General features: G+C 64.4%; 22 protein-coding genes and 1 tRNA gene. 17 read left to right on the forward strand and 6 right to left on the reverse strand.

Features of this window, described 5'->3' with window-relative positions:
• Window positions 1-54 precede the first annotated feature (54 nt).
• The 6 genes from XH83_RS15525 (at window position 55) to XH83_RS15550 (ending at window position 3,737) form a co-directional block, all read left to right on the forward strand.
• A complete protein-coding gene (locus XH83_RS15525) occupies window positions 55-483 on the forward strand; it encodes a PaaI family thioesterase (protein WP_194407814.1) in 429 nt (142 codons plus the stop codon).
• Window positions 484-641: 158 nt separating this feature from the next.
• Complete coding sequence (gene rplM / locus XH83_RS15530) at window positions 642-1,106, forward strand: 50S ribosomal protein L13 (RefSeq protein ID WP_011087726.1); 465 nt, start codon at window positions 642-644, stop codon at window positions 1,104-1,106.
• 1 nt (window position 1,107) lies between these two features.
• Window positions 1,108-1,587, forward strand: coding sequence for a 30S ribosomal protein S9 (gene rpsI / locus XH83_RS15535; RefSeq protein WP_018320095.1), 480 nt, complete (start codon window positions 1,108-1,110; stop codon window positions 1,585-1,587).
• Window positions 1,588-1,816: 229 nt separating this feature from the next.
• Window positions 1,817-3,037 (forward strand): GGDEF domain-containing protein, encoded by a 1,221-nt coding sequence (locus XH83_RS15540; protein ID WP_194407815.1) that lies wholly within the window; start codon window positions 1,817-1,819, stop codon window positions 3,035-3,037.
• 61 nt (window positions 3,038-3,098) lie between these two features.
• Window positions 3,099-3,338: a hypothetical protein gene (locus tag XH83_RS15545; RefSeq protein WP_194407816.1), complete on the forward strand. Its 240-nt coding sequence runs from the start codon at window positions 3,099-3,101 to the stop codon at window positions 3,336-3,338.
• Between the two features lie 102 nt (window positions 3,339-3,440).
• Window positions 3,441-3,737 carry an antibiotic biosynthesis monooxygenase gene (locus tag XH83_RS15550; RefSeq protein WP_025036647.1) on the forward strand — a complete coding sequence of 99 codons (297 nt, stop codon included), beginning with the start codon at window positions 3,441-3,443 and terminating at the stop codon, window positions 3,735-3,737.
• A 65-nt stretch (window positions 3,738-3,802) separates the two neighbouring features.
• Here XH83_RS15550 and XH83_RS15555 read toward each other — a convergent pair whose 3' ends face one another.
• Entirely contained in the window at window positions 3,803-4,948 is a 1,146-nt protein-coding gene (locus XH83_RS15555) for an AI-2E family transporter (RefSeq protein WP_194407817.1), read from the reverse strand.
• A 20-nt stretch (window positions 4,949-4,968) separates the two neighbouring features.
• On the opposite strand from XH83_RS15555, the gene XH83_RS15560 reads away from it, so the two are divergent.
• The gene (locus XH83_RS15560) at window positions 4,969-5,784 is read left to right on the forward strand and encodes a hypothetical protein (protein ID WP_246776476.1); all 816 of its coding nucleotides are present in this window, start codon (window positions 4,969-4,971) and stop codon (window positions 5,782-5,784) included.
• A 90-nt stretch (window positions 5,785-5,874) separates the two neighbouring features.
• Complete coding sequence (locus XH83_RS15565; RefSeq protein ID WP_194407818.1) at window positions 5,875-6,648, forward strand: gamma-glutamyl-gamma-aminobutyrate hydrolase family protein; 774 nt, start codon at window positions 5,875-5,877, stop codon at window positions 6,646-6,648.
• Between the two features lie 515 nt (window positions 6,649-7,163).
• Here the strand turns inward: XH83_RS15565 and XH83_RS15570 are convergent.
• Window positions 7,164-7,967: an adenylate/guanylate cyclase domain-containing protein gene (locus tag XH83_RS15570; protein WP_194407819.1), complete on the reverse strand. Its 804-nt coding sequence runs from the start codon at window positions 7,965-7,967 to the stop codon at window positions 7,164-7,166.
• A 206-nt stretch (window positions 7,968-8,173) separates the two neighbouring features.
• Between XH83_RS15570 and XH83_RS15575 the strand changes: the two genes are divergently transcribed.
• Window positions 8,174-8,785, forward strand: coding sequence for a hypothetical protein (locus XH83_RS15575; RefSeq protein ID WP_194407820.1), 612 nt, complete (start codon window positions 8,174-8,176; stop codon window positions 8,783-8,785).
• A 190-nt stretch (window positions 8,786-8,975) separates the two neighbouring features.
• Here the strand turns inward: XH83_RS15575 and XH83_RS15580 are convergent, their stop codons facing one another.
• Complete coding sequence (locus XH83_RS15580) at window positions 8,976-9,953, reverse strand: GlxA family transcriptional regulator (RefSeq protein WP_194407821.1); 978 nt, start codon at window positions 9,951-9,953, stop codon at window positions 8,976-8,978.
• A gap of 151 nt (window positions 9,954-10,104) precedes the next feature.
• Between XH83_RS15580 and XH83_RS15585 the strand changes: the two genes are divergently transcribed.
• Window positions 10,105-10,368 carry a tautomerase family protein gene (locus tag XH83_RS15585; RefSeq protein WP_063194804.1) on the forward strand — a complete coding sequence of 88 codons (264 nt, stop codon included), beginning with the start codon at window positions 10,105-10,107 and terminating at the stop codon, window positions 10,366-10,368.
• A 152-nt stretch (window positions 10,369-10,520) separates the two neighbouring features.
• On the forward strand, window positions 10,521-11,660 hold the full coding sequence (locus tag XH83_RS15590) for an asparaginase (RefSeq protein WP_194407822.1): 1,140 nt from the start codon (window positions 10,521-10,523) through the stop codon (window positions 11,658-11,660).
• A 137-nt stretch (window positions 11,661-11,797) separates the two neighbouring features.
• Here XH83_RS15590 and glnA read toward each other — a convergent pair whose 3' ends face one another.
• Complete coding sequence (glnA, locus tag XH83_RS15595) at window positions 11,798-13,207, reverse strand: type I glutamate--ammonia ligase (RefSeq protein WP_100179304.1); 1,410 nt, start codon at window positions 13,205-13,207, stop codon at window positions 11,798-11,800.
• A gap of 151 nt (window positions 13,208-13,358) precedes the next feature.
• Window positions 13,359-13,697, reverse strand: coding sequence for a P-II family nitrogen regulator (locus tag XH83_RS15600; protein WP_007603495.1), 339 nt, complete (start codon window positions 13,695-13,697; stop codon window positions 13,359-13,361).
• 381 nt (window positions 13,698-14,078) lie between these two features.
• Here XH83_RS15600 and XH83_RS15605 point away from each other — a divergent pair, with 381 nt between their 5' ends.
• Complete coding sequence (locus XH83_RS15605) at window positions 14,079-15,578, forward strand: NAD(P)H-hydrate dehydratase (protein WP_194407823.1); 1,500 nt, start codon at window positions 14,079-14,081, stop codon at window positions 15,576-15,578.
• 4 nt (window positions 15,579-15,582) lie between these two features.
• Here the strand turns inward: XH83_RS15605 and XH83_RS15610 are convergent, their stop codons facing one another.
• Window positions 15,583-16,899 (reverse strand): multicopper oxidase domain-containing protein, encoded by a 1,317-nt coding sequence (locus XH83_RS15610; protein WP_194407824.1) that lies wholly within the window; start codon window positions 16,897-16,899, stop codon window positions 15,583-15,585.
• 154 nt (window positions 16,900-17,053) lie between these two features.
• Between XH83_RS15610 and XH83_RS15615 the strand changes: the two genes are divergently transcribed.
• From XH83_RS15615 to lon, 5 genes are all read left to right on the forward strand, one after another.
• Window positions 17,054-17,138, forward strand: a tRNA-Leu gene (locus XH83_RS15615).
• A 175-nt stretch (window positions 17,139-17,313) separates the two neighbouring features.
• Window positions 17,314-18,675, forward strand: a complete 1,362-nt coding sequence (gene tig, locus XH83_RS15620) for a trigger factor (RefSeq protein WP_194407825.1) — start codon at window positions 17,314-17,316, stop codon at window positions 18,673-18,675.
• A 280-nt stretch (window positions 18,676-18,955) separates the two neighbouring features.
• The gene (locus XH83_RS15625; protein WP_063194797.1) at window positions 18,956-19,591 is read left to right on the forward strand and encodes an ATP-dependent Clp protease proteolytic subunit; all 636 of its coding nucleotides are present in this window, start codon (window positions 18,956-18,958) and stop codon (window positions 19,589-19,591) included.
• A 457-nt stretch (window positions 19,592-20,048) separates the two neighbouring features.
• A complete protein-coding gene (clpX, locus tag XH83_RS15630; RefSeq protein ID WP_018320118.1) occupies window positions 20,049-21,320 on the forward strand; it encodes an ATP-dependent Clp protease ATP-binding subunit ClpX in 1,272 nt (423 codons plus the stop codon).
• A gap of 323 nt (window positions 21,321-21,643) precedes the next feature.
• On the forward strand, window positions 21,644-24,067 hold the full coding sequence (gene lon, locus XH83_RS15635; protein ID WP_194407826.1) for an endopeptidase La: 2,424 nt from the start codon (window positions 21,644-21,646) through the stop codon (window positions 24,065-24,067).
• Window positions 24,068-24,075 lie beyond the last annotated feature (8 nt).

The raw sequence follows: 24,075 nt of genomic DNA on the forward strand, positions 1-24,075 counted from the left end.
ATGACGCAGATAACTTAATGTAACAGGGCAAGCGAAGCGAGGGTGGGAAACGGCATGGCGTCAGCGAAAATGAGCGTGGCAGAGGTCGAGCAGTTCCTCCGTCACGAATTCCCTCAGGCCTTCAGCGGCGACGACATCACGATCGAAAGCGCCGACGGCCAGACCTGCCTCTTGCGGCAGCGCTACAGCGAAAGGATGCTGCGGCCGGGCGGCACCGTGTCCGGCCCGACGCTGATGGCGCTGGCCGATTTCGCCATGTACGTGGTGCTGCTGTCCGCGATCGGGCCGGTCGGGCTCGCCGTGACCACCAATCTCAACATCAACTTCCTGCGCAAGGGCCAGCCCGGCCAGGACGTGCTGGCCGAGGCGCGCCTGCTCAAGCTCGGCAAGCGGCTGGCGGTCGGAGAGGTGAAGCTGCTGTCCGGCACCTCGCCCGATCCGATCGCGCATGTCACCTCGACCTATTCCATTCCAACTATTTGAGCTTTTCGCAGGTAATATAGCACCATATTTTTAACCTATTGATATTGCGGTATTAATTTCCGTCTACGGGCATTGACCGTTGCGCGTCTCTTCTCTAGAAAACGGCGCAGTCCGGCGCGGTGTTCGCGCCGATGCTCCCCGTCCACGGAAACTCTGACATGAAAACCTTTTCGGCAAAGCCGGCTGAGGTGACGAAGAAGTGGGTGCTGATCGACGCCAAGGGTCTGGTCGTCGGCCGCCTCGCCACCATCGTTGCCATGCGCCTGCGCGGCAAGCACCTCCCGACCTACACCCCGCACGTTGATTGCGGCGACAACGTCATCATCATCAACGCGCAGCATGCGGTCCTCACCGGTCGCAAGCGCGAGCAGAAGACCTATTACAAGCACACTGGCTATGTAGGCCACGTCAAGGAGCGCACCGCGCGCCAGATCCTCGAGGGCAAGCATCCCGAGCGCGTGCTCGAGAAGGCCGTCGAGCGCATGATCCCGCGTGGCCCGCTCGGTCGCGTGCAGATGGGCAACCTCCGTGTCTACGGCGGGGCCGATCATCCGCACGAGGCGCAGCAGCCCGAGAAGATCGACATCGCCAAGTTGAACCGCAAGAACACGAGGGCCGCATAACATGGCCGAATCCATCCAGTCGCTCGACCAGCTCTCGCAGCTCAAGACGGCGGCGGCGCCCGACGCGCCCAAGCACGAGAAGAAGGTCGACAAGTTCAATCGCGCCTATGCCACCGGCAAGCGCAAGGACGCGGTCGCCCGCGTGTGGATCAAGCCGGGCGCCGGCAAGGTCACCGTCAACTCGCGCGAGGTCGAGGTCTATTTCGCCCGTCCCGTGCTGCGCATGATGATCGAGCAGCCGTTCTCGGTGGCCCAGCGTTCGGGCCAGTACGACGTGATCTGCACGGTTGCCGGCGGCGGCCTGTCCGGCCAGGCCGGCGCAGTCCGTCACGGCATCTCCAAGGCGCTCACTTACTTCGAGCCGGAGCTGCGCTCCGTGCTCAAGAAGGGCGGCTTCCTGACCCGCGACTCGCGCGTGGTCGAGCGCAAGAAGTACGGCAAGGCCAAGGCCCGCCGGTCCTTCCAGTTCTCGAAGCGTTAATCGCTTCGGTCACATTCGCCGCGAAAGCGGCTTCAATGAGATGCAAAAGGGCGCTGATTTCAGCGCCCTTTTTGTTGTTCGTTTGTACGCAAATTGATGGCGTGTTTCCGGAAAACTTAGGCGTCCGCGAAAACCTGAATGGAACTCGCCGCACCTAGCGTTGCCTTCGGAAGGGCGCGCAAATCGGATGTGCCGATCGCGTAACTGCTATGTTCTAGAGGGGGCCGACATGATGTCGCTCGATAGCATCACGCTCTATTTGGTCGCCACCATGGTCGCCGCACTGCTCGGCGCCATGATGGTGTTTTTCGGCAAGCAGGAGAACAGCCCCGCGCTGAAATGGTGGGGCACCGCCTATTTGCTCGGTGCCGCCTCCGTCGCGTTATGGACTGCGGCCGGCGACAAGCTGGGCCCGCATCTCTATCTCGCGTTAAATGCGGTCGGCTTCGTAGCCTGCGGCATGGTGTGGAATGCGGCGCGCGTCTTTCACGGCCGCAAGCCGAATTGGCCGGGCCTCGTGCTCGGCGCACTGGCCTGGGTCGCCACCGTCACGCTGCTCGATCCCGCGGCGTCCATGCTGCGGATGATCGCCGGTGCCGGCATCGTCTCGGTCTATGCGGCGCTGACCGCCAGTGAGCTCTGGACCGAGCGGCGCAAGAGCCAGCAGCGCCGCTGGGCGGCCTTCGTCGTGCCGGTGATGCACGGCTGCGTGTTGATGCTGCCGATCCTGATCGGCAGCTTCCTGCGCCCGCACGATGCAGGCTTCTCCTCGAGCATCTGGGTCACCGTGTTCGCGGTCGAGCTCATCCTTTACGCCGTCGGCACCGTCTTCGTGATCTTCATGCTGGTGTCCGAACGCACGGTGACTGCGCACCGGACCGCCGCGTCGACCGATCCGCTGACCGGCATGCTCAACCGCCGCGGCTTCTCGGAAGCCTGCGGCCGCGTCATCGAGCGCGAGGCCAAGGCCGGACGTCCCGTGACCGTCATGATCTTCGACATCGATCATTTCAAGTCGATCAACGATCGCTTCGGCCATCCCGCCGGCGACGAGATGCTGAAGCTGTTCTCGACCGTCGTCGTCAGCAATTTGCGCATCACCGACCTGTCGGGCCGCATCGGCGGCGAGGAATTCGCAGCGCTCCTGCCGTGCTCGCTGGAGGAGGGCGTGCTGGTCGCCGAGCGCGTGCGCGAGGCGTTCGAGACCTCCGGCGTCGTGGTCGACGAAGGTCCGGTCGACACCACGGTCAGCATCGGCGTCGCCGGTGGGCCGGCCGGCACCGAGCTCGAGGTGCTGCTGGCCTCGGCCGACACCGCGCTCTACCAGGCCAAGCGCGGCGGCCGTAACCGGGTCGAGGCGGCGGAGGAGCTGCCGTTGTCGCTGGAGAACTGGCGCCGCCAGAGCGCCGCGCGGACCGCTGCGCCACAGGCGCGGCCGGCCACCGCCTGAGGCACAGAGGCGGCACCCGCGGTAATGCTCTGTTTACCATTCGATCCCTACCATTGCGGTCATGGAATCGATCCGTCGAGAGAACCCGCAAGCCGCCCTGATGTCGCTCGAAGCCGCTGCGGCCTCGGCACGCAGCGGTTTCGCCTGCCTGTTCTCGACCGCGGATGAATATGAGAGCGCGCTGATCACCGAGCGCCGCGCGCAGGGACGCTACGCGCAGAGCCGCCGCAGCTATTGGCCGCTTGCGCTGTTCGTCGGTTGCGCCCTCATCGTGGCGGGCACGGTCCTGCTGCTGGTCTGAGAGAGCTGCGTTTTTGAGCCGACCAGGGCGCCGTTTCGGCGCCTTTTTCTTTGTCGCCGGCTGCGCTAGACACGCCCATCGAACAAAAATGGGTGGAAACCGATGATCACCGAGATCGCGCAAATCGACGTCAAGCCGGGCAGCGAAAAGGACTTTGAGGCCGCCGTCGCCAAGGCCAAGGCCGCCTTCGGCCGCTCCAAGGGGTTTCACGGCTTCGAATTGCACAAATCGATCGAGAAGCCGCAGCGCTACCGGCTGATGGTGAAATGGGCGACGCTGGAAAACCACACCGTCGATTTCCGCGGCTCGGAGAATTTCACCGAATGGCGCGGTCTCGTCGGCCAGTATTTCGCCGCGCCCCCGGAGGTCGAGCACACCGAGACCGTTCTGACGACTTGAGGATTACGCCGCGTCTTGTTGTTTGAGCATGATCTTCTCGGAAAACCGCTGCACACTTTTCCGGATCATGCTGCGAGCGGCGGCGCCTCATATGTCTTGAAATGGTCGATCATGACCTTGGCGATGGCGACCAGCGGCAGCGCCAGCGCCAGGCCCCAGATGCCGAACACGACGCCGAGCACGATCTGGAACGCGAACAGCGTGGCCGGCGGGATGTCCAGCGCCTGCCGCTGCAGGATCGGCGTCAGCACGTAGCTCTCCATGGCGTGCACGCCCATAAAGAGCAGGAAGGCCGACAGCGCCGGGATCCAGCCCGAGGCGAGGCTCGCCAGCACCACGATGACGCCGGCGATGATGGCCCCCACGGTCGGGATGAAGGCGAGCAGGCCGGCCTGAATTCCCAGGATGAACGAGCCGGGAATGCCGATGAGGGCAAGCCCGATCCAGGTCACCACGCCGACCGCGAGCATGACGATGATCTGCGCGATCAGCCAGCGCTCGAGCGTCTCGGCGATGCGGTCGATGATGAGGGTGACGCGGGTGCGGTGCCTGGCCGGCGCCAGGAACAAGAGGCCGTCGTGATAGACGGCGGGCTGGGCGGCGAAGGCGAAGCCCAGGAACAGCACGATGAAGATGTTGCCGACACCGTGGATGGTGCCGAGCAGCAGCTTGAAGGTCTGGCTCACGATCGCACCGCCGCTGGAGGCCAGCGCGCCCGCGCCGGGCAGGGCACCGCGCGAGGGCGTCGCCGGCGCGGGCGTCGTCTCCGCCGGCGCCGTGGTCGCGGAATCGGCTGCGCCGTTACCGAGATCGAAGAAGCTGGTGTCGATGCCGTGGCTGTCGAGGAAGGACCTGACATTGGCCAGCTGCGACTTGAGGGTCTTGCTCAGCAGCGAGGCCTGCTCGGCAATGGTGGCGCCGCCGAGATAGGCGATGCCGGCGAGCATCAAAGCGAGCGCGACGCAGACGATCGCGAGCCGCACCGCATGGGGCAGGGGCACGCGGCGGCCGAGCGCGATCGTCAGCGCGTTGAGGCCGAGACCCAGCAGCATGCCAGTGAAGATCAGCAGCAGGGTGGCGGCGAAATACCAGGTGAAGGCGAGCAGCGCGGTGAACAGCACGACGCCGATGCCCCCGACCGAAATCGCCCAAGCCTGATCTCGAGCAAGGTCGCCGCGGGTCCGGGAGCGTTCATCTTGGGACATGGTCACTTCGGGATCCTTTTCAGCGCATGGCGCGCCGCACTCTCTCGATAAACGCAGCTGCGATCAAGACCGCGTCAACGCGCTGGTTTGACGGCGGCGCGCTGACGGTGCAGAGCGGTGAGGGCAACAATGGGGGCGGTTTGAGCTTCATCAGCAAATGGGCGGGTCTGCTCGGGCTTCTGGCCGTGATCGTGATCGGCGACCAGATCCGGATCAACCGGCCCGGCCACAAATATCGCCTCACGGTCGAGGTGACGACGCCTGAGGGCATCAAGACCGGGTCCGGCATTCTCGCCGTCGTGCCCGACCGCAACTATAACCGCGGTGGCCGTACCACGATGCGCGGGGAGGCGGTGTTCGTCGATCTCGGCGGCAAAGGCAGAAATCTGGTGGCCTTGCTGGCGCATCGGCAGGACGCCAGGCTGGATTTCGACGACATCAACTATGTCGCGCTCCGTGCCTACGGCGCCGCGCGTGGCAACCGCGTCTCGTTCAGCGATATCCACCGGCAGACCGGAATCGTTTCGGTGCAGGGCGACCTCGTTCCGGTGCTCGTGAGTTTTGGCGATCCCAGCGATCCCACGACCGCGCGTCCCGTTGCCGGCGACCATGCGAAGGCGGTTCTGGGCGAGGGCTATGCGATCCGTGGTCTTAACGCCGAGATCGTGCCCAACGGATTTTGGCCGATTGATTTCGGTGGGCCGCTCGGGGAGCCCGTGACGCGCGGCATCGACGCCAAGCTGCCCTGGCTGGCCGCGCCTGGCGACGGCGCGGCAACCGCCCTGAAGGCCGCCGGCCTGCCCGCGGGAGGCGAGGCCAGGGAGGCATTTACGCGAAAATAGCATTGCCGTCCCGCGATCCCTTCTGTTGAATTTGTTCCCTTCGAGGGGCATGTTTGGGGAATCTTCTTTCGGAGAGGCGCGGAACGACAGATGAGAAAGCCGGTCGTCGGCGTGATCGGGAATTCCCATCGCGTCGAAAATCGATTTCAGGTCCAGATGGTGGGCGAGCGCAATTTGCGCGCCGTGGCCGAGGTCTCCGGCGGCTTACCGGTGATGTTCGCTGGAGCCCCCGATATCACCGATATCGCGGCCCTGCTCGACACCGTGGACGGCATTATCCTCACCGGCGCGCGGGCCAACGTGCACCCGACCCGTTTCAACGTCGACCCCTGCGAGAAGCACGAGCCCTACGACATCCACCGCGACGAGGTGGCGCTGGCGCTCTCGGTCGCCTGCGTTGCCCGCGGCATTCCGCTGTTCGGCATCTGCCGCGGCCTGCAGGAGATGAACGTCGCCTTCGGCGGCTCGCTGCATCCCGAGATCCGCGAAATTCCCGGCCGCATGAACCACCGCATGCCCAGGCTCGAGAATGGCGAGATCCATCCCGACCCGACCGTCGTGTTCGCCGACCGCCACGACGTCGACCTGACGCCGGGCGGGGCGTTCGCGAGGCTTCTCGGCTGCGAGAAGATTAGGGTCAATTCGCTGCATGGGCAGGGCATTCTCGAGCCCGGCAAGCGCGTGCTGATCGAGGGCATCGCCGAGGACGGCACCATCGAGGCGATCCGGATCGCGGAAGCCCCGACCTTTGCGCTCGGCGTGCAATGGCACGCCGAATACGATCCCCAGCACAATCCGATCAACCGCAAGCTGTTCGAGGCGTTCGGCGAAGCGCTGCTCGCGCGGCAGAAGGCGGCGGCGTAACGCATCTCTCGCTCGCATGTCCCGGACGCGCTGCAGCGCTCTTGCGCTTCTGCGCAGAGCCGGCCCAGCGGAGGCGCACTCGCTGATAGGTCGGCCCCGGCTCTGCAGCACACCACCCCGGACGAGCTCCGCATCGGCCGGGCCGCTGCGCTGCGTCCGGGGCACGAGAGTGCGGGTGGGACGCTCGCTCCACGTCATTGCGAGCGCAGCGAAGCAATCCCTGAATCTCTCGGCGGAGGCAGCCTGGATTGCTTTGTCGCGGGCTCCTCGCAATGCCGGAGCAAGGTGCACTGTCCGCATCCTCCAACTCTCGGCTCAATAGCAGACTCGCCTTCTCGCGGCGCGTATCGCCCGAGGCTTGCTGTCGTTCGGCGTCCTCGAAAGATCAGAGGACGCAGGGAAGGCCGGGTGCCGGTAATCTTTTTATGGAGAGGCTTGACCCGGTGTTTTTTCCTGACGCCTCGCGGGGGCTCGATTTCGGTCCGCAGAAAAATTGAGAAATGTCTGCCTAAACATCACCCCGCGAGCTTTACGACATAGGCGTCGATAAGGTCGGCATAACCCTTGAGACGCAGACTGCGCCGCTCGGCCGCCATGCCGGTCGATGCGTCGCCCCAGACCGCCGAGCTGATGACCATCTCGCCGCCTTTTGCCGCTGCCACCAGACGTGCGCAGAAATTCATGGGGTCTCCGAGCGCGGCAAACTGGTAGTTGCCGTCCTCCACACCGATCGAGCCGACAAAGGTCCTGCCCGTATGTACGCCAACGCCGATGGACAGCCAGGGGCCGGCGGGATCGTCATGGCCGGTCGCGCGCAGAAGCGCGAGCCCGGCCTTGACCGCGAGCCGGCGGTAGTCACTGCCCGAAATACCGGGTGGAAAAATTCCGATCACCTCGTCGCCGACCATCTTGTCGACCACGGCATCGGTCGCCGCGAAGACGTGGGTCGCCACGCGGAAGAAACGTTGCATCAGCGCGGCAAATTCAGTTGGGCCGATGCGGGCAGCAAGCTCGGTCGATCCGCGCACGTCGGCATAAAGCATTGCGATCTCGATCTCGGCGCCGCCGCGCTCCTTGGCGAGCACTGTCTCGCACTGCTCGCAGATGTGCGGATTGCGCCGCCACGGCCGAAAGCCGGCAAGCCGCAACGCCGGCGCCGTGAAGCCGTCGAAACCGACGCAGCAGAGCCGGCAGCGGTTGTCCGCGGTCGGCGACAGCATGCGCATCACCGCGCGGCCGCGGCGGAGCGAGGGGTGCTCGCCGGCCAGCATCTGCTGCCAGAACGCGTTGCGATCTCGTTCGTCCCTGGGGTCCGACATCTAACTTCTCGTTCGATCGCCCGAAGTTAGTCTGTTCCATCCTAGTCCGTGGGCGGCAAGCCGGCAACGAGCCTTGTGCGCCATCGCGGTGGCTCAGTTGCTCGCGATCTGCGATTGCCTCAGCGGGCTGCGATGATGTTCAGTTGTACCGAACCGACCGAGTAGCTACCTTTTCGCATGGTTCTCAAGTTCGGAATTGCATCCAGATGATACGGAGCCTGATTGCCACGACCTCCTTTCTGCTCGTCTGTCCCGTACATGCCCAAACCGCGCCGCCGCAGGAAGGCGCCATCACCTGTGTCACGCCCGTGGCACCCGAGGACACCGAACGGAGCCTGAAACAGCGCTACGGCAAGGACGCCGTGGTGCAGCAGCTGCCCGGCGCCGAAGGCGAGACCTACAAAGGCGTCGTGCTGTTCCCGAAGGCGCGGGACCGCCGCATCGAGGTCGCCTTCACCGACGACAAAGCCGGCCGCGCCTCCGGCTTGACCTTGCGCGACGCAGGCAAGACCAGCCTGTGGACCATCGCCGGCATCACGATCGGATCGAGCCTTGCCGACGTGCAGAAGGCCAACGGCAAGCCATTCCTCGTCAGTGGCTTCGAATGGGACTATGGCGGCTTCGTCACCGACTGGAAAGGCGGCGCGCTTGCGCGTCCGATGCAAGGCGGCTGTCGGGTGACGATCCGCTTCGGCGGCAAGAGCGGCGCGCCGAGGTCGCTGTCCGGCGACGGCGTGAAGGCAGCATCCGACAACGCGGCGCTGGTGAAATGGGCCCCCGTCGTGACCGAGATCGGCGTGAATTTTCCGGACAAGTAGGATGTGAGCGCGTAGGGCGGATGAGCCGAAGGCGTAATCCGCCGTCTTGGGTCGAACGCCGTGCATTTGGCGTAAACCAATCAGTAGGAATTGGTCCGGCCTGATTTTTGCGACTCTGATTTGTTCTTTGAGAACGAAGTGGAGTCAGATGCGGAACGAAAGCTGACGGATCCGACTCGCAAGATCTGTCCTACGCCGTCCGCTCCATTCGCCGCGCGCGATAGGCCTGCGGTGACATCAGGGTCAATTTCCGGAACGCCTTGCGAAAGCTGCTTTCGTCCTCGTAGCCCGTCGTGCGCGCGATGGTCTTGACCGGCTGCGTCGTCGTCTCCAGCAGCGTGCGCGCGTGCTCGACGCGGCGGCGCATGATGAAGGCTTGCGGCGGCTCGTGCGTGAGCTCCTGAAACTTCCGGTTCAGCGTGCGCTCGCTGAGGCCGAGCGCGCCGGCAAGGCGCTTGACGGTCATCGGAGCCTTGCCGGTGCGGCGAACCAGGAGGTCCGCCCTGGTCAGCAGCGGGTCCTGCGAGAGCAGATAGCCGACCGGCATGAAGATCGACTGGGTGCGCTGGGCCGTGTCGATCACGACGTAGTCCGCGCATAGTTTTGCGATCTCCTTGCCTTCGACCATCGCGATCAGCCTGAGCAGGAGATCGACCCACGACATCGGGCCGGCCGCGCAGACGATGCGGTCAGCCACGGTGATGACGGCGTCGGCGGCGAGGTCGATGCTGGGATGTCGCTGCCGCAATTCGCCTTGCAGCCACCAGGTGATGGTGGCGCGGCGGTGGTCGAGCAGGCCGGCGCCGGCCAGCAGGAATACGCCGCTGCAGAATGCGCCGATCAGCCGGCCGTTGGCGTGCTGCTGCCGGAGCCAGGCGCCGGCCCGGGCATATTGCGGTTGCAGCCGCGCCGCCGTGACGTGATCGACGAGATTGCCGGGGACGAGGATTGCATCGAAGCGCGTGCGCTGTCCGATCGCGCCGTCGACCGCGATCATCTGGCCGCCGCCGGCGCGCACCGCTCTGCCGTCGAGCGAGAGCGTCTGCCAGCTGAAGCGGGGTTTTGCGCCGCTCTGCTGCATGACGTGATTGGCGAGCGACAGTATGTCGGCGACGCCGGCGATCGCCGAATGCATGCAGCCTTCCACGGCCAGAATTGCAAGCTTCATGAGACCTCCAGATGGGACGGCTCGATCCTATCCGATCTGCGCGCCGCGATGTGGCGGGAATTGCCCGATCTCTGTCTTATCCGCCACTGCCTTGGCGGTCGCGTTCGGGTCACTCTGCCGTCGTCGTCACGCGACATGATTGGAGAAAGACATGCCTTACGTCACCATTTCCACCGTCCGCGGCATCCTGGACGCCGCGCAGAAGAAGCAGCTGCTCGAACGCGTCACCGACCTCCTGGTCGAGGTCGAGGGGCAGGGCAGTGCGGACTTCCGCCGCAACGTCTGGGTCCGGATCGAGGAGCAGGAGCCCACGCACTGGTCGCTTGGCGGCATGCAGCCGACCGCCGAGATCATTGCCGGCACGTTCGGTGCGATCGGCGCGGACGGACTGCGGCTTGCGCGGCCGAAGCCGTAATTGCCTGGGCGGGTAGGGCGGAGCGGGACGCATCTCGACACGACCGGCGAGATGATGTCTGGCAGTACCTTACCCGCCCTACGTGTGCCGCCCATCTTCGGCCCCATTGCGCGGTTTCGAATAGCCTGCCGGGGACAGCAGGAGGATATTCGATGATCAGCGACGCCGCCACATCAGCCCCTCACCGGCCTGGCCGGATATCGGGACTTGCCATTCCACTGCTGGCCTTCGCGCTCTGGTCCGGCTGCATCGGCGCGGCAGCGCTGGCCGCCGAGCCGGGCAAGGATGCTCCGGCTGGCGGCCTGCCGCGCATTCTCGTGCTTGCGACGGGCGGCACCATCGCAGGCCAGGCCGACGCGCGCGCGACCGGCGCCTACAAATCCGGCCAGATCACGGGCGAGCAGCTGATGCAATCGGTGCCGGGCCTGGACAAGCTGGCGAAGCTCAACGCCGAGCAGATCTCGTCGATCGGGTCCCAGGACATGAACGACGAGGTATGGTTCGCGCTGGCCCGCCGCATCCAGGATGCTTTCGATAAGAACGAAGCGGACGGCATCGTCATCACCCATGGCACCGACACGCTGGAGGAGACCGCGTTCTTCCTCGACAATGTGGTGCGCGGCGACAAGCCGGTGGTGATCGTCGGCTCGATGCGGCCGGCCACGGCAGTCAGCGCCGACGGCCCCGGCAATCTCTACGAAGCCGTGCAGGTCGCCGCCGATCCGCGCTCGCGCGGGCGCGGCGTCATGGCTGTGCTGAACGACAAGATTCAGGGCGCGCGCTCGGTCACCAAGACCAACACCACCAGCATCGAGACGTTCAGCTCCGCCAATGACGGCCCTGTCGGCTATGTCGACACCGCCGGCGGCATCCGGTTCATGACCCAGGCCGCGAGCCTCAGGCGCGCGACCTATCCGCTGCCGGCTGGCGAGCAATTGCCGCGCGTCGCAATCGTCTACTCGCACGCCAACATGGACGCCGTCCCGATCGAGGACGCCATTGCGCACGGCGCCAAGGGCATCGTGCTGGCCGGTGTCGGCGACGGCAACACCTCGAAGCCGGCGCTCGATGCGCTCGAGGCGGCGGCGAAGAAGGGCATCATCGTGGTTCGCTCCACGCGGGTTCGTTCCGGCTTCGTCACGAGGAATGTCGAGGTCGACGACGACAAGAACGGTTTTGTGGTGTCCGAGGACCTCAATCCGCAGAAGGCCCGCGTACTCACTCAATTGCTGATCGCGGGCGGCGTCACCGCGCCGGCCGAGCTGCAGAAAGCGTTCACGGCGACGTGGTGAGGGGACGTAACGCGTAGGGTGGGTTGGCCGAAGGCGTAACCCACCATTGCTCGCATCCGAAAAGACAGAAGAGGTGCCCAAACGAAAAGGCGCTCCTTTCAGAGCGCCTTTTGCTTGTCGCAGAAAGTCCGGGCCGCTTAGCCCGAATAGTACATCTCGAACTCGACCGGGTGCGGGGTCATTTCGAAGCGGGCGACTTCGGTCATCTTCAGCTCGATATAGGCGTCGATGAAGTCGTCGTCGAACACGCCGCCGGCCTTGAGGAAGCCGCGGTCCTTGTCGAGGTTTTCGAGTGCCTCGCGCAAGCTGCCGCAGACGGTCGGGATCTGCTTCAGCTCTTCCTTCGGCAGGTCGTAGAGGTCCTTGTCCATCGCCGGACCCGGATCGATCTTGTTCTTGATGCCGTCGAGACCGGCCATCAGCATCGCGGCGAAGCCGAGATAGGGGTTGGCCATCGGATCGGGGAAGCGCACCTCGACACGCTTGGCCTTCGGCGAAGCGGTGTAGGGAATGCGGCAGGAGGCCGAGCGGTTGCGCGCGGAGTAGGCGAGCAGCACGGGGGCCTCGTAGCCCGGGACCAGACGCTTGTAGGAGTTGGTCGACGGGTTGGTGAAGGCGTTGATTGCCTTGGCGTGCTTGATGATGCCGCCGATGTAGTGCAGGCAGGTCTCCGACAGGTCGGCGTATTTGTTGCCGGCGAACACCGGCTTGCCGTCCTTCCAGATCGACTGATGCACGTGCATGCCCGAGCCGTTGTCGCCGAAGATCGGCTTCGGCATGAAGGTGGCGGTCTTGCCGTAGATGTGCGCGACCTGGTGGATGCAGTATTTGTAGATCTGCATGTGGTCGGCCATCAGCGTCAGCGTGTCGAACTTCATGCCGAGCTCGTGCTGGGCGGAGGCGACCTCGTGGTGGTGCTTCTCGACCTTGACGCCCATCTTGGCCATGGCCCCTAACATTTCGGAGCGCATGTCCTGCACCGAATCCTGCGGGGGAACGGGGAAGTAGCCGCCCTTGGTGCGGATGCGGTGGCCGAGATTGCCGCCTTCATATTCGGTGTCGGAGTTGGTGGGCAGCTCCGAGGAGTCGAGACGGAAACCGGTCTTGTAGGGCTCGGCCGAATAGCGCACGTCGTCGAACACGAAGAACTCGGCCTCGGGGCCGACGAACACGCTGTCGCCCACGCCCATCGACTTCACCATGGCCTCGGCCTTCTTGGCGATGCCGCGGGGGTCGCGGTTGTAGGGCTCGCCGGTGGTCGGCTCGAGCACGTCGCAGGTGATGACCATCGTGGTCTCGGCGAAGAACGGGTCGATCGTCGCGGTGACCGGATCGGGCATCAGGCACATGTCGGACTCGTTGATCGCCTTCCAGCCGGCGATCGAGGAGCCGTCGAACATCGTTCCTTCGGCGAAGATGTCTTCATCGATCATGCTGACGTCGAACGTCACATGCTGCCACTTGCCGCGCGGATCGGTGAAGCGCAGGTCGACGTACTTGACGTCGTTGTCCTTGATCGATTTCAGGACGTCTTTGGCGGTCTTCATGCATACCCCTTTTGGCTCTGCGGGTCGGTTTCCAGATGAGCAAAATTATTCTCGCTCGGGCGAGTTTTGCGCGACCGCACAAACGAAATCAGGCCGCCGAAGCAGCCTTCATTCTAGTCGGAGTGTCGCAAAATTCGGGATAGCACCCGGCTCAGATAGCGTCCAGCCCGGATTCGCCGGTTCGGATGCGGATCGCCTCTTCGATGTTGGAGACGAAGATCTTACCGTCGCCGATGCGGCCGGTCTGCGCGGCGCGGCGGATCGCGTCGATGGCGCGCTCGACCAGATCGTCGCCGATCACGATCTCGATCTTCACCTTGGGCAGGAAGTCGACGATGTATTCGGCGCCGCGGTAGAGCTCGGCGTGGCCCTTCTGCCGGCCAAAGCCCTTGGCTTCGGTGACGGTGATGCCCTGAAGGCCGACTTCCTGAAGCGCTTCCTTCACCTCGTCGAGCTTGAATGGCTTGATGATGGCTTCGATTTTCTTCACTGCGCGCCTCCCGGCCTTTCGATCAAATAGCAACGTCTTCGTCAGGATGCGCTTCTCTAACGCACGATCTTGTCTTCGCTATGCCGGGAGTCCTGACCTGTCCGGCAACAACGGCCGGCGACACCCTGATAAACGCCAGTGAGCACGACAAACCGAAGCGGCTTCCTCGAAAGCAGGGTCTATGCCAAGTTGCAAATGCCCTGATTATTGGAGCGTTATCAGCCTTTTAACGAGCATCTCTGAATGGTGACGCCGATCTGCACAAAATACCGAAGACTACGAAATAGGCAAACGGTTCAATATGTGTGCAGATCCTTGTTCCCCGCGTCGGATCGGCGCGGAAGATGCCTGTTGAAAAGGCGATTGTACTAGGGAAGTGGCATGGAAGTTCTGACCAACGCCGAAATGCAGCGCGCGGACCAGCTCGCCATCGCGGCCGGCACCCCCGGCTTCAAGCTGATGCTGAGCGCGGGCCAGGCGGTCGCGGAGGCCGCCCAGGCGCTGGTGGAGGAGGGGCCGATCCTGATCGTGGCCGGTTCCGGCAACAATGGCGGTGACGGTTTTGTCGCAGCCGCCGAGCTCGCCGCCCAGGGACGGGAGGTCTCGGTGATCGCCATGTGCGAGCGCGAGCAGCTCCAGGGAGATGCGGCCTCCGCCGCGCGCGGCTGGAAGCACCCGCTGCTCCCGTTCAATCCGCAGGCGATCGGAAAGCCTGCGCTGATCATCGACGCGCTGTTCGGCGCGGGCCTCAGCCGGCCCGTCGAGGGCGAGGCGCGCGCGATGATCGAGGCGATCAACGCCAACGGCGCCGTGGTGCTCGCCATCGACCTGCCGAGCGGCATCAACGGCACCAGCGCGGCCGTGATGGGCGCGGCGGTGAATGCCGCCGAGACCGTCACCTTCTTTCGCAAGAAGCCGGCGCACTTGCTGCTGCCGGGCCGGATGCATTGCGGCCGCGTGCGCGTCGCAGACATCGGCATCGACGCGCAGGTGCTGGACGAGATCGCGCCGCAGACCTTCGAGAACGATCCGGAGGTCTGGGGCGCCGCCTTTCCGATACCGCGCATCGATGGCCACAAATACGCGCGAGGGCACGTGCTGGCCATCTCGGGCGATGCCGCGGCAACCGGGGCGGCGCGGCTCGCCGCGCGCGGCGCGCTGCGGGCAGGGGCGGGCCTCGTGACGCTGGCGAGCCCGCGCGATGCACTCGCGATCAACGCGGCTGCGCTGACGGCGGTGATGGTTCGCCCCGTCGACACCGTGGTCGAGTTCGGCGAGCTGCTCGGCGACAAGCGCTACGGCACCTGCATCATTGGCCCCGGCGCGGGCATCGGTGAGCGCACTTGCGATCTCGTCCACACCGCGCTGAGCGCGCAGCGCCACCTGGTGCTCGATGCCGATGCGCTGACGAGCTTTGCTGCAACCCCCGAGCGCGTGTTCGAATCGATCAAGTCCTCAGGTGACAACGCGGTGGTGCTGACGCCGCATGAAGGCGAGTTTCCGCGCCTGTTCTCCGACCTCAGCAACAAATTTCCGGGCCGTTCCAAGCTGGAGCGTGTGCGCGCTGCCGCCGAGCGCTCCGGCGCCGTCGTGCTCCTGAAGGGGCCGGACACCACGATCGCCGCCCCCGATGGCCGCGCCACCATTGCCGCCAACGCGCCGCCCTGGCTCGCCACCGCCGGCGCCGGCGACGTCCTCTGCGGCATCATTGCCGGCCTGCTCGCGCAGGGCGTGCCGGCGTTCGAAGCCGCCAGCATCGGCGTCTGGATGCACGGCGAGGCGGCACGCGAAGCCGGGCCGGGACTGATTGCGGAGGACCTCACCGAGACGCTGCCAGCCGTGCACCGGCGGATCTATGACGCGCTGGGGGTGGAGTACTGAGCACTCACTCCACCGCGTACCACCGCACCAGCCGTGGTGCGGCCCAGTCGGTGGCGACGGATTCGAGCAGCCAGCGGCCGGGCGCGGTCGCCGCGAAGGCGATGCGGTGGGTCTGGCCGGGTTCGATCGCGAGCGTGTCGAGCCAGTAGGGCTTCCAGCCGTCGTCGAGCTTGTCGAGCAGCCGGAAGGGGAGACCGTGCAGATGAAAGACGGTCGTGACGGGGGCGGGGTTCTTCAGGGCGAGCACGACGGTGCGGCCAGTCCTGGCCCGGAAGACGGGGGCGGAAGCGGTGGAGAAATTCACAGGCCGCGCCCAGCCGGCGTCGGGGGGCCCGAGCGCGACATCGAACCGCAGGGCGCCTCTCAAGTCGAGCCTCTCGGGAAGGTCGTTCGACGGGAGCGGCTGCGGCGGCGCCAGCGGAACGCGCCGCTCCAGCTGGTCCGAGATCTTGAGGCTGCCGATCGGTTGCGCCGCCTTGCCGTCATGCAGCACGAACTGGGCTGATGCCGCCGCATCCACGACGGCGTCGGCGCGTGCGCCGGGCGCCAGCACCAGGGCGCCATTGCGCGCCGAAAACGGCTCGGCCGGCTGTCCGTCCAGGGCCAGCACGCGGACGTCGTAGCCTTCCAATTTGATAGCGAGAACAGTGCGTTGAGAGCCGTTGATAAAGCGCAGCCGCAGCCGTTGATGGCCCGAGGCTGAGAGTTCGAATGAAGTCTGCCCGTTGACCGTATAGAGCGGTGTCGCGTCCTTCGGGTCCTGGCCCGGTGGGACAGCGGTGCCATCCGGCCTCAGGCGCCATTCCTCGATCAAAAGCACTTCGTCGCGGTCGGCGGCAACCGGGCTGGTCTCGGCTGCGATGACCGGAAGCGGGCGCGCGGGATGCTTCAGGCCATCCTCGAACAGGCGGAAGTCGGCCAGCAAGGTTCCGGCGTTAGGCACTGAAATAATTGACGTTTCGACCGCATTCGGTGGGGCGGGCGCGCGCCCCCGCAGCGGGTCGGTCGTCACGGGGCCGTTGAGGCCGTACCAGACTGGCGCAAGTGGCACAGGAAGGTCGTTCTGAAACACCACTTCGCAACGGTCGCCACGCCTCAGACGGACGTCCCGGAGATGGCTTGCGGCGGCCAGCTCCCAGATCGGTGTAGCCGGCTGTCCTGGTTTGAGAGACAGGGTGGACGCCCTTGCCTGAAGGGCGAGCTGGGCGGTCACGGGCGGGGTTGCCCCGCCCACCATCGCACCGGCTGCGGACGCTCCAAGCCCGGCCAGAAGTCCGGCCAGAACCTCGCGCCGATCGGGGTGAAAGATCCGCGGTTTCATGAGGCAATCCGGACCACGCCGCGCTGGATAAGTCCAGCCGCCGTGCCTACTTCAAGCCTGCCTCCATCAGGCCATTTTTTTGCTGCGAACAGTCAGGCACATGCTATAAGCCCGGCCGCCCGCGGCATCGCGGCCGGTCTTGATGCAACTTCACGCGGGCGTGGCGGAACTGGTAGACGCGCTGGATTTAGGTTCCAGTGACGAAAGTTGTGGGGGTTCGAGTCCCTCCGCCCGCACCAAGCGCTTATCGCGTTTGCACGGATTACGAGGGCCTGCTTTCGCGCGGATGTCTGTCCGCTGGGAGCCGGTCCGATTGAAGCACCGGCGTTGAGGCGTTTGCCTTGCGCCGTATCGATTAATGACAGCGTCCCGACGCATGCGCGCCGGGACCGAACGAGAAGAAGATTGGACGCCATGCAGGTCACAGAGACCCTCTCGGAAGGTTTGAAGCACGAGTTCAAGATCAGCGTTCCCGCGTCTGATCTCGACGCCAAGGCCGGCGCCAAGCTCGTCGACCTCAAGGACAAGGTCCGTATCAACGGCTTCCGTCCCGGCAAGGTGCCGGTCGCTCACCTGAAGAAGGTCTACGGCCGCTCGGTGATGGCCGAGACCATCGACCAGACCATCCGCGACACCAATACGCAGCTGTTCTCCGAGCGCGGCTTCCGCCTTGCGACCGAGCCGAAGATCACCATGCCGAGCGAGCAGGCCGAGGTCGAGGAGCTCCTCAGCGGCAAGACCGACCTGACCTACACGGTCGCGATCGAGGTCGTGCCGTCGATCGCGCTCGCCGACTTCAAGACCTTCGAGGTCGAGAAGCCCGTCGCCGACGTCACCGACGCCGACGTCGACGAGGCCATCAAGCGCATCGCCGATACCAACCGCACCTTTGCCGACAAGGGCGAGGGCGCCAAGGCCGCCTCGGGTGACCGCGTCACCATCAACTTCAAGGGCAGCATCAACGGCGAGGTCTTCGAGGGCGGCACCGGCGAGGGCATCCAGGTCGCCATCGGCTCCAACACCTTCATTCCCGGCTTCGAGGAGCAGCTGATCGGCATCGGCGCGGGCGAGACCCGCACGCTGAAAGTGTCGTTCCCGAAGAACTACATGAACGAGAAGCTCGCCGGCCAGCCGGCCGAGTTCGAGACCACCGCGACGCTGATCGAGGCGCCGCAGGACCTCGCGATCGACGACGAGTTCGCCAAGACGCTTGGCCTCGAATCGCTGGACAAGCTGAAGGAAGCCGCGCGCGAGCGTCTGGTCGCCGAGTTTGCCGGTGCGACACGCCAGCGCGTCAAGCGCGCCTTGCTCGACCGCCTCGACGAAGCGCATCGCTTCGAGGCACCGCCCTCGCTGGTCGACGAAGAGTTCAATCTGATGTGGAACTCGGTCAAGGCCGAGATGGATTCCGCCGGCAAGACCTTCGCCGACGAGGACACCACCGAGGACAAGGCCAAGGAAGAGTACCGCAAGATCGCCGACCGCCGCGTGCGGCTTGGCCTCGTGCTGTCCGAGATCGGCGAGAAGAACAAGATCACGGTGACCGACGATGAGGTCGGCCGCGCCGTGATCGAGCGCGCGCGCTCGATGCCGGGCCGCGAGAAGGAGGTCTGGGACTATTACCGCAGCAATGCCCAGGCGTTGGCCCAGCTCCGTGCACCGATCTATGAGGACAAGGTCGTCGACTTCATCCTCGAACTCGCCAACGTGACCGAGAAGAAGGTCTCCCGCGAGGACCTCTACAAGGACGACGAGGCGGAAAAGACCGCAGCCTAAGAGGTTGAGTCAGCCATCCATTAAGAATGATCTGCGAAGAGGCCCAGCTAGCCAGATGGCCGGCTGGGCCTCTTTGTGCGAATCAGCTTCAACTGCCCGACGGATTAAGCCTTAATGCGCTCCGCACTTGTCAGAAGCGAATTGGGCTATATCTGTCGATACGCCTTCTACCTCTACCCAAGTTCCTGCATCACACGACGTCCACTCGCCCTTCCGGCAAATCCAGCCAAGCTGGCAAGCCTTCCCGGCGATGTCCGTCTCCGAAAACCCTAGGTGACTCATGCGCGATCCGGTTGAAACCTACATGAACCTCGTGCCCATGGTGGTCGAGCAGACCAACCGTGGCGAGCGCGCCTACGACATCTTCTCGCGCCTCCTGAAGGAACGCATCATCTTCCTGACCGGGCCGGTCGAGGACGGCATGTCGACGCTGGTCGTCGCCCAGCTCTTGTTCCTCGAGGCGGAAAATCCGAAGAAGGAAATCTCGATGTACATCAACTCGCCGGGTGGCGTGGTGACGTCGGGGCTTGCGATCTACGACACCATGCAGTTCATTCGTCCGCCGGTCTCGACGCTGTGCACGGGGCAGGCCGCCTCGATGGGCTCGCTGCTGCTCGCCGCCGGCGAGAAAGACATGCGCTTCTCGCTGCCGAACGCGCGCATCATGGTGCACCAGCCCTCCGGCGGCTTCCAGGGCCAGGCCACCGACATCATGCTGCACGCCCAGGAAATCCTGAACCTGAAGAAGCGGCTCAACGAGATCTACGTCAAGCACACCGGCCAGACCTACAAGGCGATCGAGGACGCGCTGGAGCGCGACAAGTTCCTGACTGCGAACGACGCCAAGGAGTTCGGCCTGGTCGACAAGGTCATCGACAAGCGTGCTGAGGAGCCGGCAGCCGCGAAGACCCAGTAACACTACTGGGGTGGACGGCGATCTCTCGGCAAGGCCCTGGGACCGCCGGTTACCTTTCAGGTTGCGTTCACGCTATGGACGCGTGTGCGCATCGCAAAACGCAGTTTTGCGCCCTGCGACAGGCAGAAAGTTCCGCTTTCGTGCTTGTTTTTCGTGGCAATCCAGCAACGCCGCGGTGATTTCGGTCACTTCGCCCGTGCCAAGACCGGAAATCACGGTATTGTCACGGGTAGCCGGCGACCCCCGATTAGCGAATTCTTGATAGTCGGGTGACAGCATGGTTGGCTACGAATGATCGGCTATGATCGCGGAGAATCGAGCGACCGTGATTCGCACGGGATGTAATGCGTAGGGTCTTTTTTGGTACGGAATTTGCTCTACTTAAGCTTCATGCCGGCCATCGTGTCGGAATGGAGCGATCGAGCGGAACGGGATCGAACCGCGGACGGAGACATGAATGAGTAAGGTCGGCACGAGCGACTCCAAGAACACGCTATATTGCTCGTTCTGCGGCAAGAGCCAGCACGAAGTCCGCAAACTGATCGCGGGTCCCACGGTCTTCATCTGCGACGAGTGCGTCGAGCTCTGCATGGACATCATCCGCGAGGAGAACAAGTCCTCGCTGGTCAAGTCGCGCGACGGCATTCCGACGCCGAAGGAAATATGCAAGGTCCTGGACGATTACGTCATCGGCCAGAGCCATGCGAAGAAGGTCCTGTCGGTCGCGGTGCACAATCACTACAAGCGCCTCAACCACCAGACCAAGCACAACGACGTCGAGCTCGCGAAGTCGAACATCCTGCTGATCGGTCCGACCGGCTCGGGCAAGACGCTGCTCGCGCAGACGCTCGCCCGCATCCTGGACGTGCCGTTCACCATGGCGGATGCGACGACGCTGACCGAGGCTGGCTATGTCGGTGAGGACGTCGAGAACATCATCCTGAAACTGCTCCAGGCCGCCGACTACAATGTCGAGCGGGCCCAGCGCGGCATCGTCTACATCGACGAAATCGACAAGATCAGCCGCAAGTCCGACAATCCCTCGATCACGCGCGACGTGTCGGGTGAGGGCGTGCAGCAGGCGCTGCTCAAGATCATGGAAGGCACGGTGGCTTCGGTCCCGCCGCAGGGCGGCCGCAAGCATCCGCAGCAGGAATTCCTGCAGGTGGACACCACCAACATCCTGTTCATCTGCGGCGGCGCGTTCGCCGGCCTCGAGAAGATCATCTCCGCGCGCGGACGGTCGACCTCGATCGGTTTCGCCGCCCAGGTGATGGCGCCGGAAGACCGCCGGACCGGCGAGATCTTCCGTCACGTCGAGCCTGAGGACCTCCTGAAGTACGGCCTCATCCCCGAGTTCGTCGGCCGTCTGCCCGTCGTGGCGACGCTGGAGGACCTCGACGAGACCTCGCTGAAGAAGATCCTGACCGAGCCGAAGAACGCGCTGGTGAAACAGTACCAGCGGCTGTTCGAGATGGAGAACATCGAGCTGACGTTCGCCGACGAGGCGCTTGGCGCGGTCGCCCGCAAGGCGATCGAGCGCAAGACTGGTGCGCGCGGACTGCGCTCGATCCTCGAAGCCATCCTGCTCGAGACCATGTTCGACCTGCCGGGCCTGGAAGGTGTGGAAGAAGTCGTGATTTCCCGCGAAGTCGTGGAAGGAACGGCACGTCCGCTCTACATCTACGCCGATCGGTCCGATCGCGCCGTCGAGAACGCCAGCGCCTGATCCGGCGGCGCTGGAACGCTCCAATCGTACCTGCAAATTGGGCTGCGGATCATATCTCCGCAGCCGGTGTTGCGTCGCTTACCGCGTTGCGTAAGCGCCTGATGGCGCGCGTCTTTCAATGACTTGACACCCCCCGGGTCGATAGCCACCTAATGTCGGCGGCGAGCGAAAATTCTCTTCCAGATTCGCCTCAGTTCCGATCCGGCGAGCCGGTCCAACTCGAAAGGGACCGATCGGTCTTGCGGATCACCTCGGCACCTTGTGGCGGTTGCGCGTGAGCGGAGCGGACTGCGTGCAGGGGGGCAAAGCAAAAGGAAAAGGCCATGACTAATCCAAAACCCAGGCCAACCATCGTCCATGGCGAAACGCACGCCTATCCCGTGTTGCCGCTGCGCGACATCGTCGTCTTCCCGCACATGATCGTTCCGCTCTTCGTCGGCCGCGAGAAGTCGATCCGTGCGCTCGAAGAGGTGATGAAGAACGATGCGCTGATCATGCTCGCGACGCAGAAGAACGCGTCCGACGACGATCCGGCGCCCGATGCCATTTACGAGACCGGTACGCTCGCCAGCGTGCTGCAGCTCTTGAAGCTCCCTGACGGCACCGTGAAGGTGCTGGTCGAAGGGCTCGAGCGTGCGCGCGTGCAGAAATACACCGATCGCGCCGACTATTACGAAGCGACCGCGATTGCGCTCGCCGACACCGACGCGAAGTCGGTCGAGGCCGAGGCCATGGCGCGCTCGGTCGTGTCCGATTTCGAGAGCTATGTGAAGCTCAACAAGAAGATCTCGGCCGAGGTCGTCGGCGTCGTGCAGGCGATCACCGATTTCGCCAAGCTCGCCGACACCGTTGCCTCGCATCTCGCCGTCAAGATCGCGGACCGCCAGGGCATCCTGGAGACGCTGTCGGTCACCACGCGCCTGGAGAAGGTGCTGGGCCTGATGGAGAGCGAGATCTCGGTGCTGCAGGTCGAGAAGCGCATACGCTCGCGCGTCAAGCGCCAGATGGAGAAGACCCAGCGCGAGTATTATCTCAACGAGCAGATGAAGGCGATCCAGAAGGAACTCGGCGACGACGACGGTCGCGACGAGCTCGCCGATCTCGAAGAGAAGATCTCCAAGACCAAGCTCTCCAAGGAAGCGCGCGAGAAGGCGCAGCATGAATTGAAGAAGCTGCGCCAGATGTCGCCGATGTCCGCGGAAGCGACCGTCGTGCGCAACTATCTGGATTGGCTGCTGTCGATCCCGTGGAACAAGAAGTCCAAGGTGAAGAAGGATCTGGAGCAGGCGCAAGCCATCCTGGATTCCGATCACTATGGGCTGGAGAAGGTCAAGGAGCGCATCGTCGAGTATCTCGCGGTGCAGTCGCGCGCCAACAAGCTGACGGGCCCGATCCTGTGCCTCGTCGGGCCTCCCGGCGTCGGCAAGACCTCGCTCGGCAAGTCCATCGCGAAGGCGACGGGGCGCGAGTTCGTGCGCGTCTCGCTCGGCGGCGTGCGTGACGAGGCCGAGATCCGCGGTCACCGCCGCACCTATATCGGCTCGATGCCGGGCAAGATCATCCAGTCGATGCGGAAGGCGAAGTCGTCCAACCCCCTGTTCCTGCTCGACGAGATCGACAAGATGGGCGCCGATTTCCGCGGCGACCCGTCCTCCGCCTTGCTCGAGGTTCTCGACCCCGAGCAGAACGGGACGTTCAACGACCACTATCTCGAGGTCGACTACGATCTGTCCAACGTGATGTTCATCACGACCGCGAATACGCTCAATATTCCGGGCCCGTTGATGGACCGCATGGAGATCATCCGGATCGCGGGCTACACCGAGAACGAGAAGGTCGAGATCGCGCGCAAGCACCTGATCCCGAACGCGGTGTCCAAGCATGGCCTGGACTCCAAGGAGTTCTCGATCGACGACGACGCGCTGCTGCTTCTGATCCGCCGCTACACCCGCGAAGCGGGCGTGCGTAACCTGGAGCGTGAGCTCTCCACACTCGCCCGCAAGGCGGTGAAGGAGCTGATGATCTCCAAGAAGAAGTCGGTCAAGGTCACCGAGAAGACTCTGGAAGAGCTGCTCGGCGTGCCGAAGTACCGCTTCGGCGAGATCGAGAGCGAGCCGCAGGTTGGCATCGTCACCGGCCTGGCCTGGACCGATGTCGGCGGCGAGCTGCTGACGATCGAAGGCGTCATGATGCCCGGCAAGGGCAAGATGACGGTCACGGGCAATCTGCGCGACGTGATGAAGGAGTCGATCTCCGCGGCGGCGTCCTATGTCCGCTCGCGCGCGATCAACTACGGCATCGAGCCGCCGATGTTCGACCGCCGCGATATCCACGTGCACGTGCCGGAAGGTGCGACGCCGAAGGACGGTCCGTCGGCGGGCGTCGCGATGGCCACCGCGATCATCTCGGTCATGACCGGCATCCCGGTCCGCCACGATGTCGCGATGACCGGCGAGATCACGCTGCGCGGCCGCGTGCTGCCGATCGGCGGCCTGAAGGAGAAGCTGCTGGCTGCGGCCCGCGGCGGCATCAAGACGGTGCTGATCCCCGAGGACAACGCCAAGGATCTCACGGAGATTTCCGATGCGATCAAGGGCGGCATGGAGATCATTCCGGTCTCCCGCCTCGACGACGTCGTCGTCAAGGCGCTGGTCAAGAAGCCGACGCCGATCGTCTGGGAAGAGGACACCAAGGTGACGGTGAAGCCTGACGGCGACGAAGCCGCCGGCGGCCTGACCGCTCACTAGGCCATCGC

Origin of the sequence: Bradyrhizobium sp. CCBAU 53351 (genome assembly GCF_015291745.1) — a bacterium.
Taxonomy (GTDB): domain Bacteria; phylum Pseudomonadota; class Alphaproteobacteria; order Rhizobiales; family Xanthobacteraceae; genus Bradyrhizobium.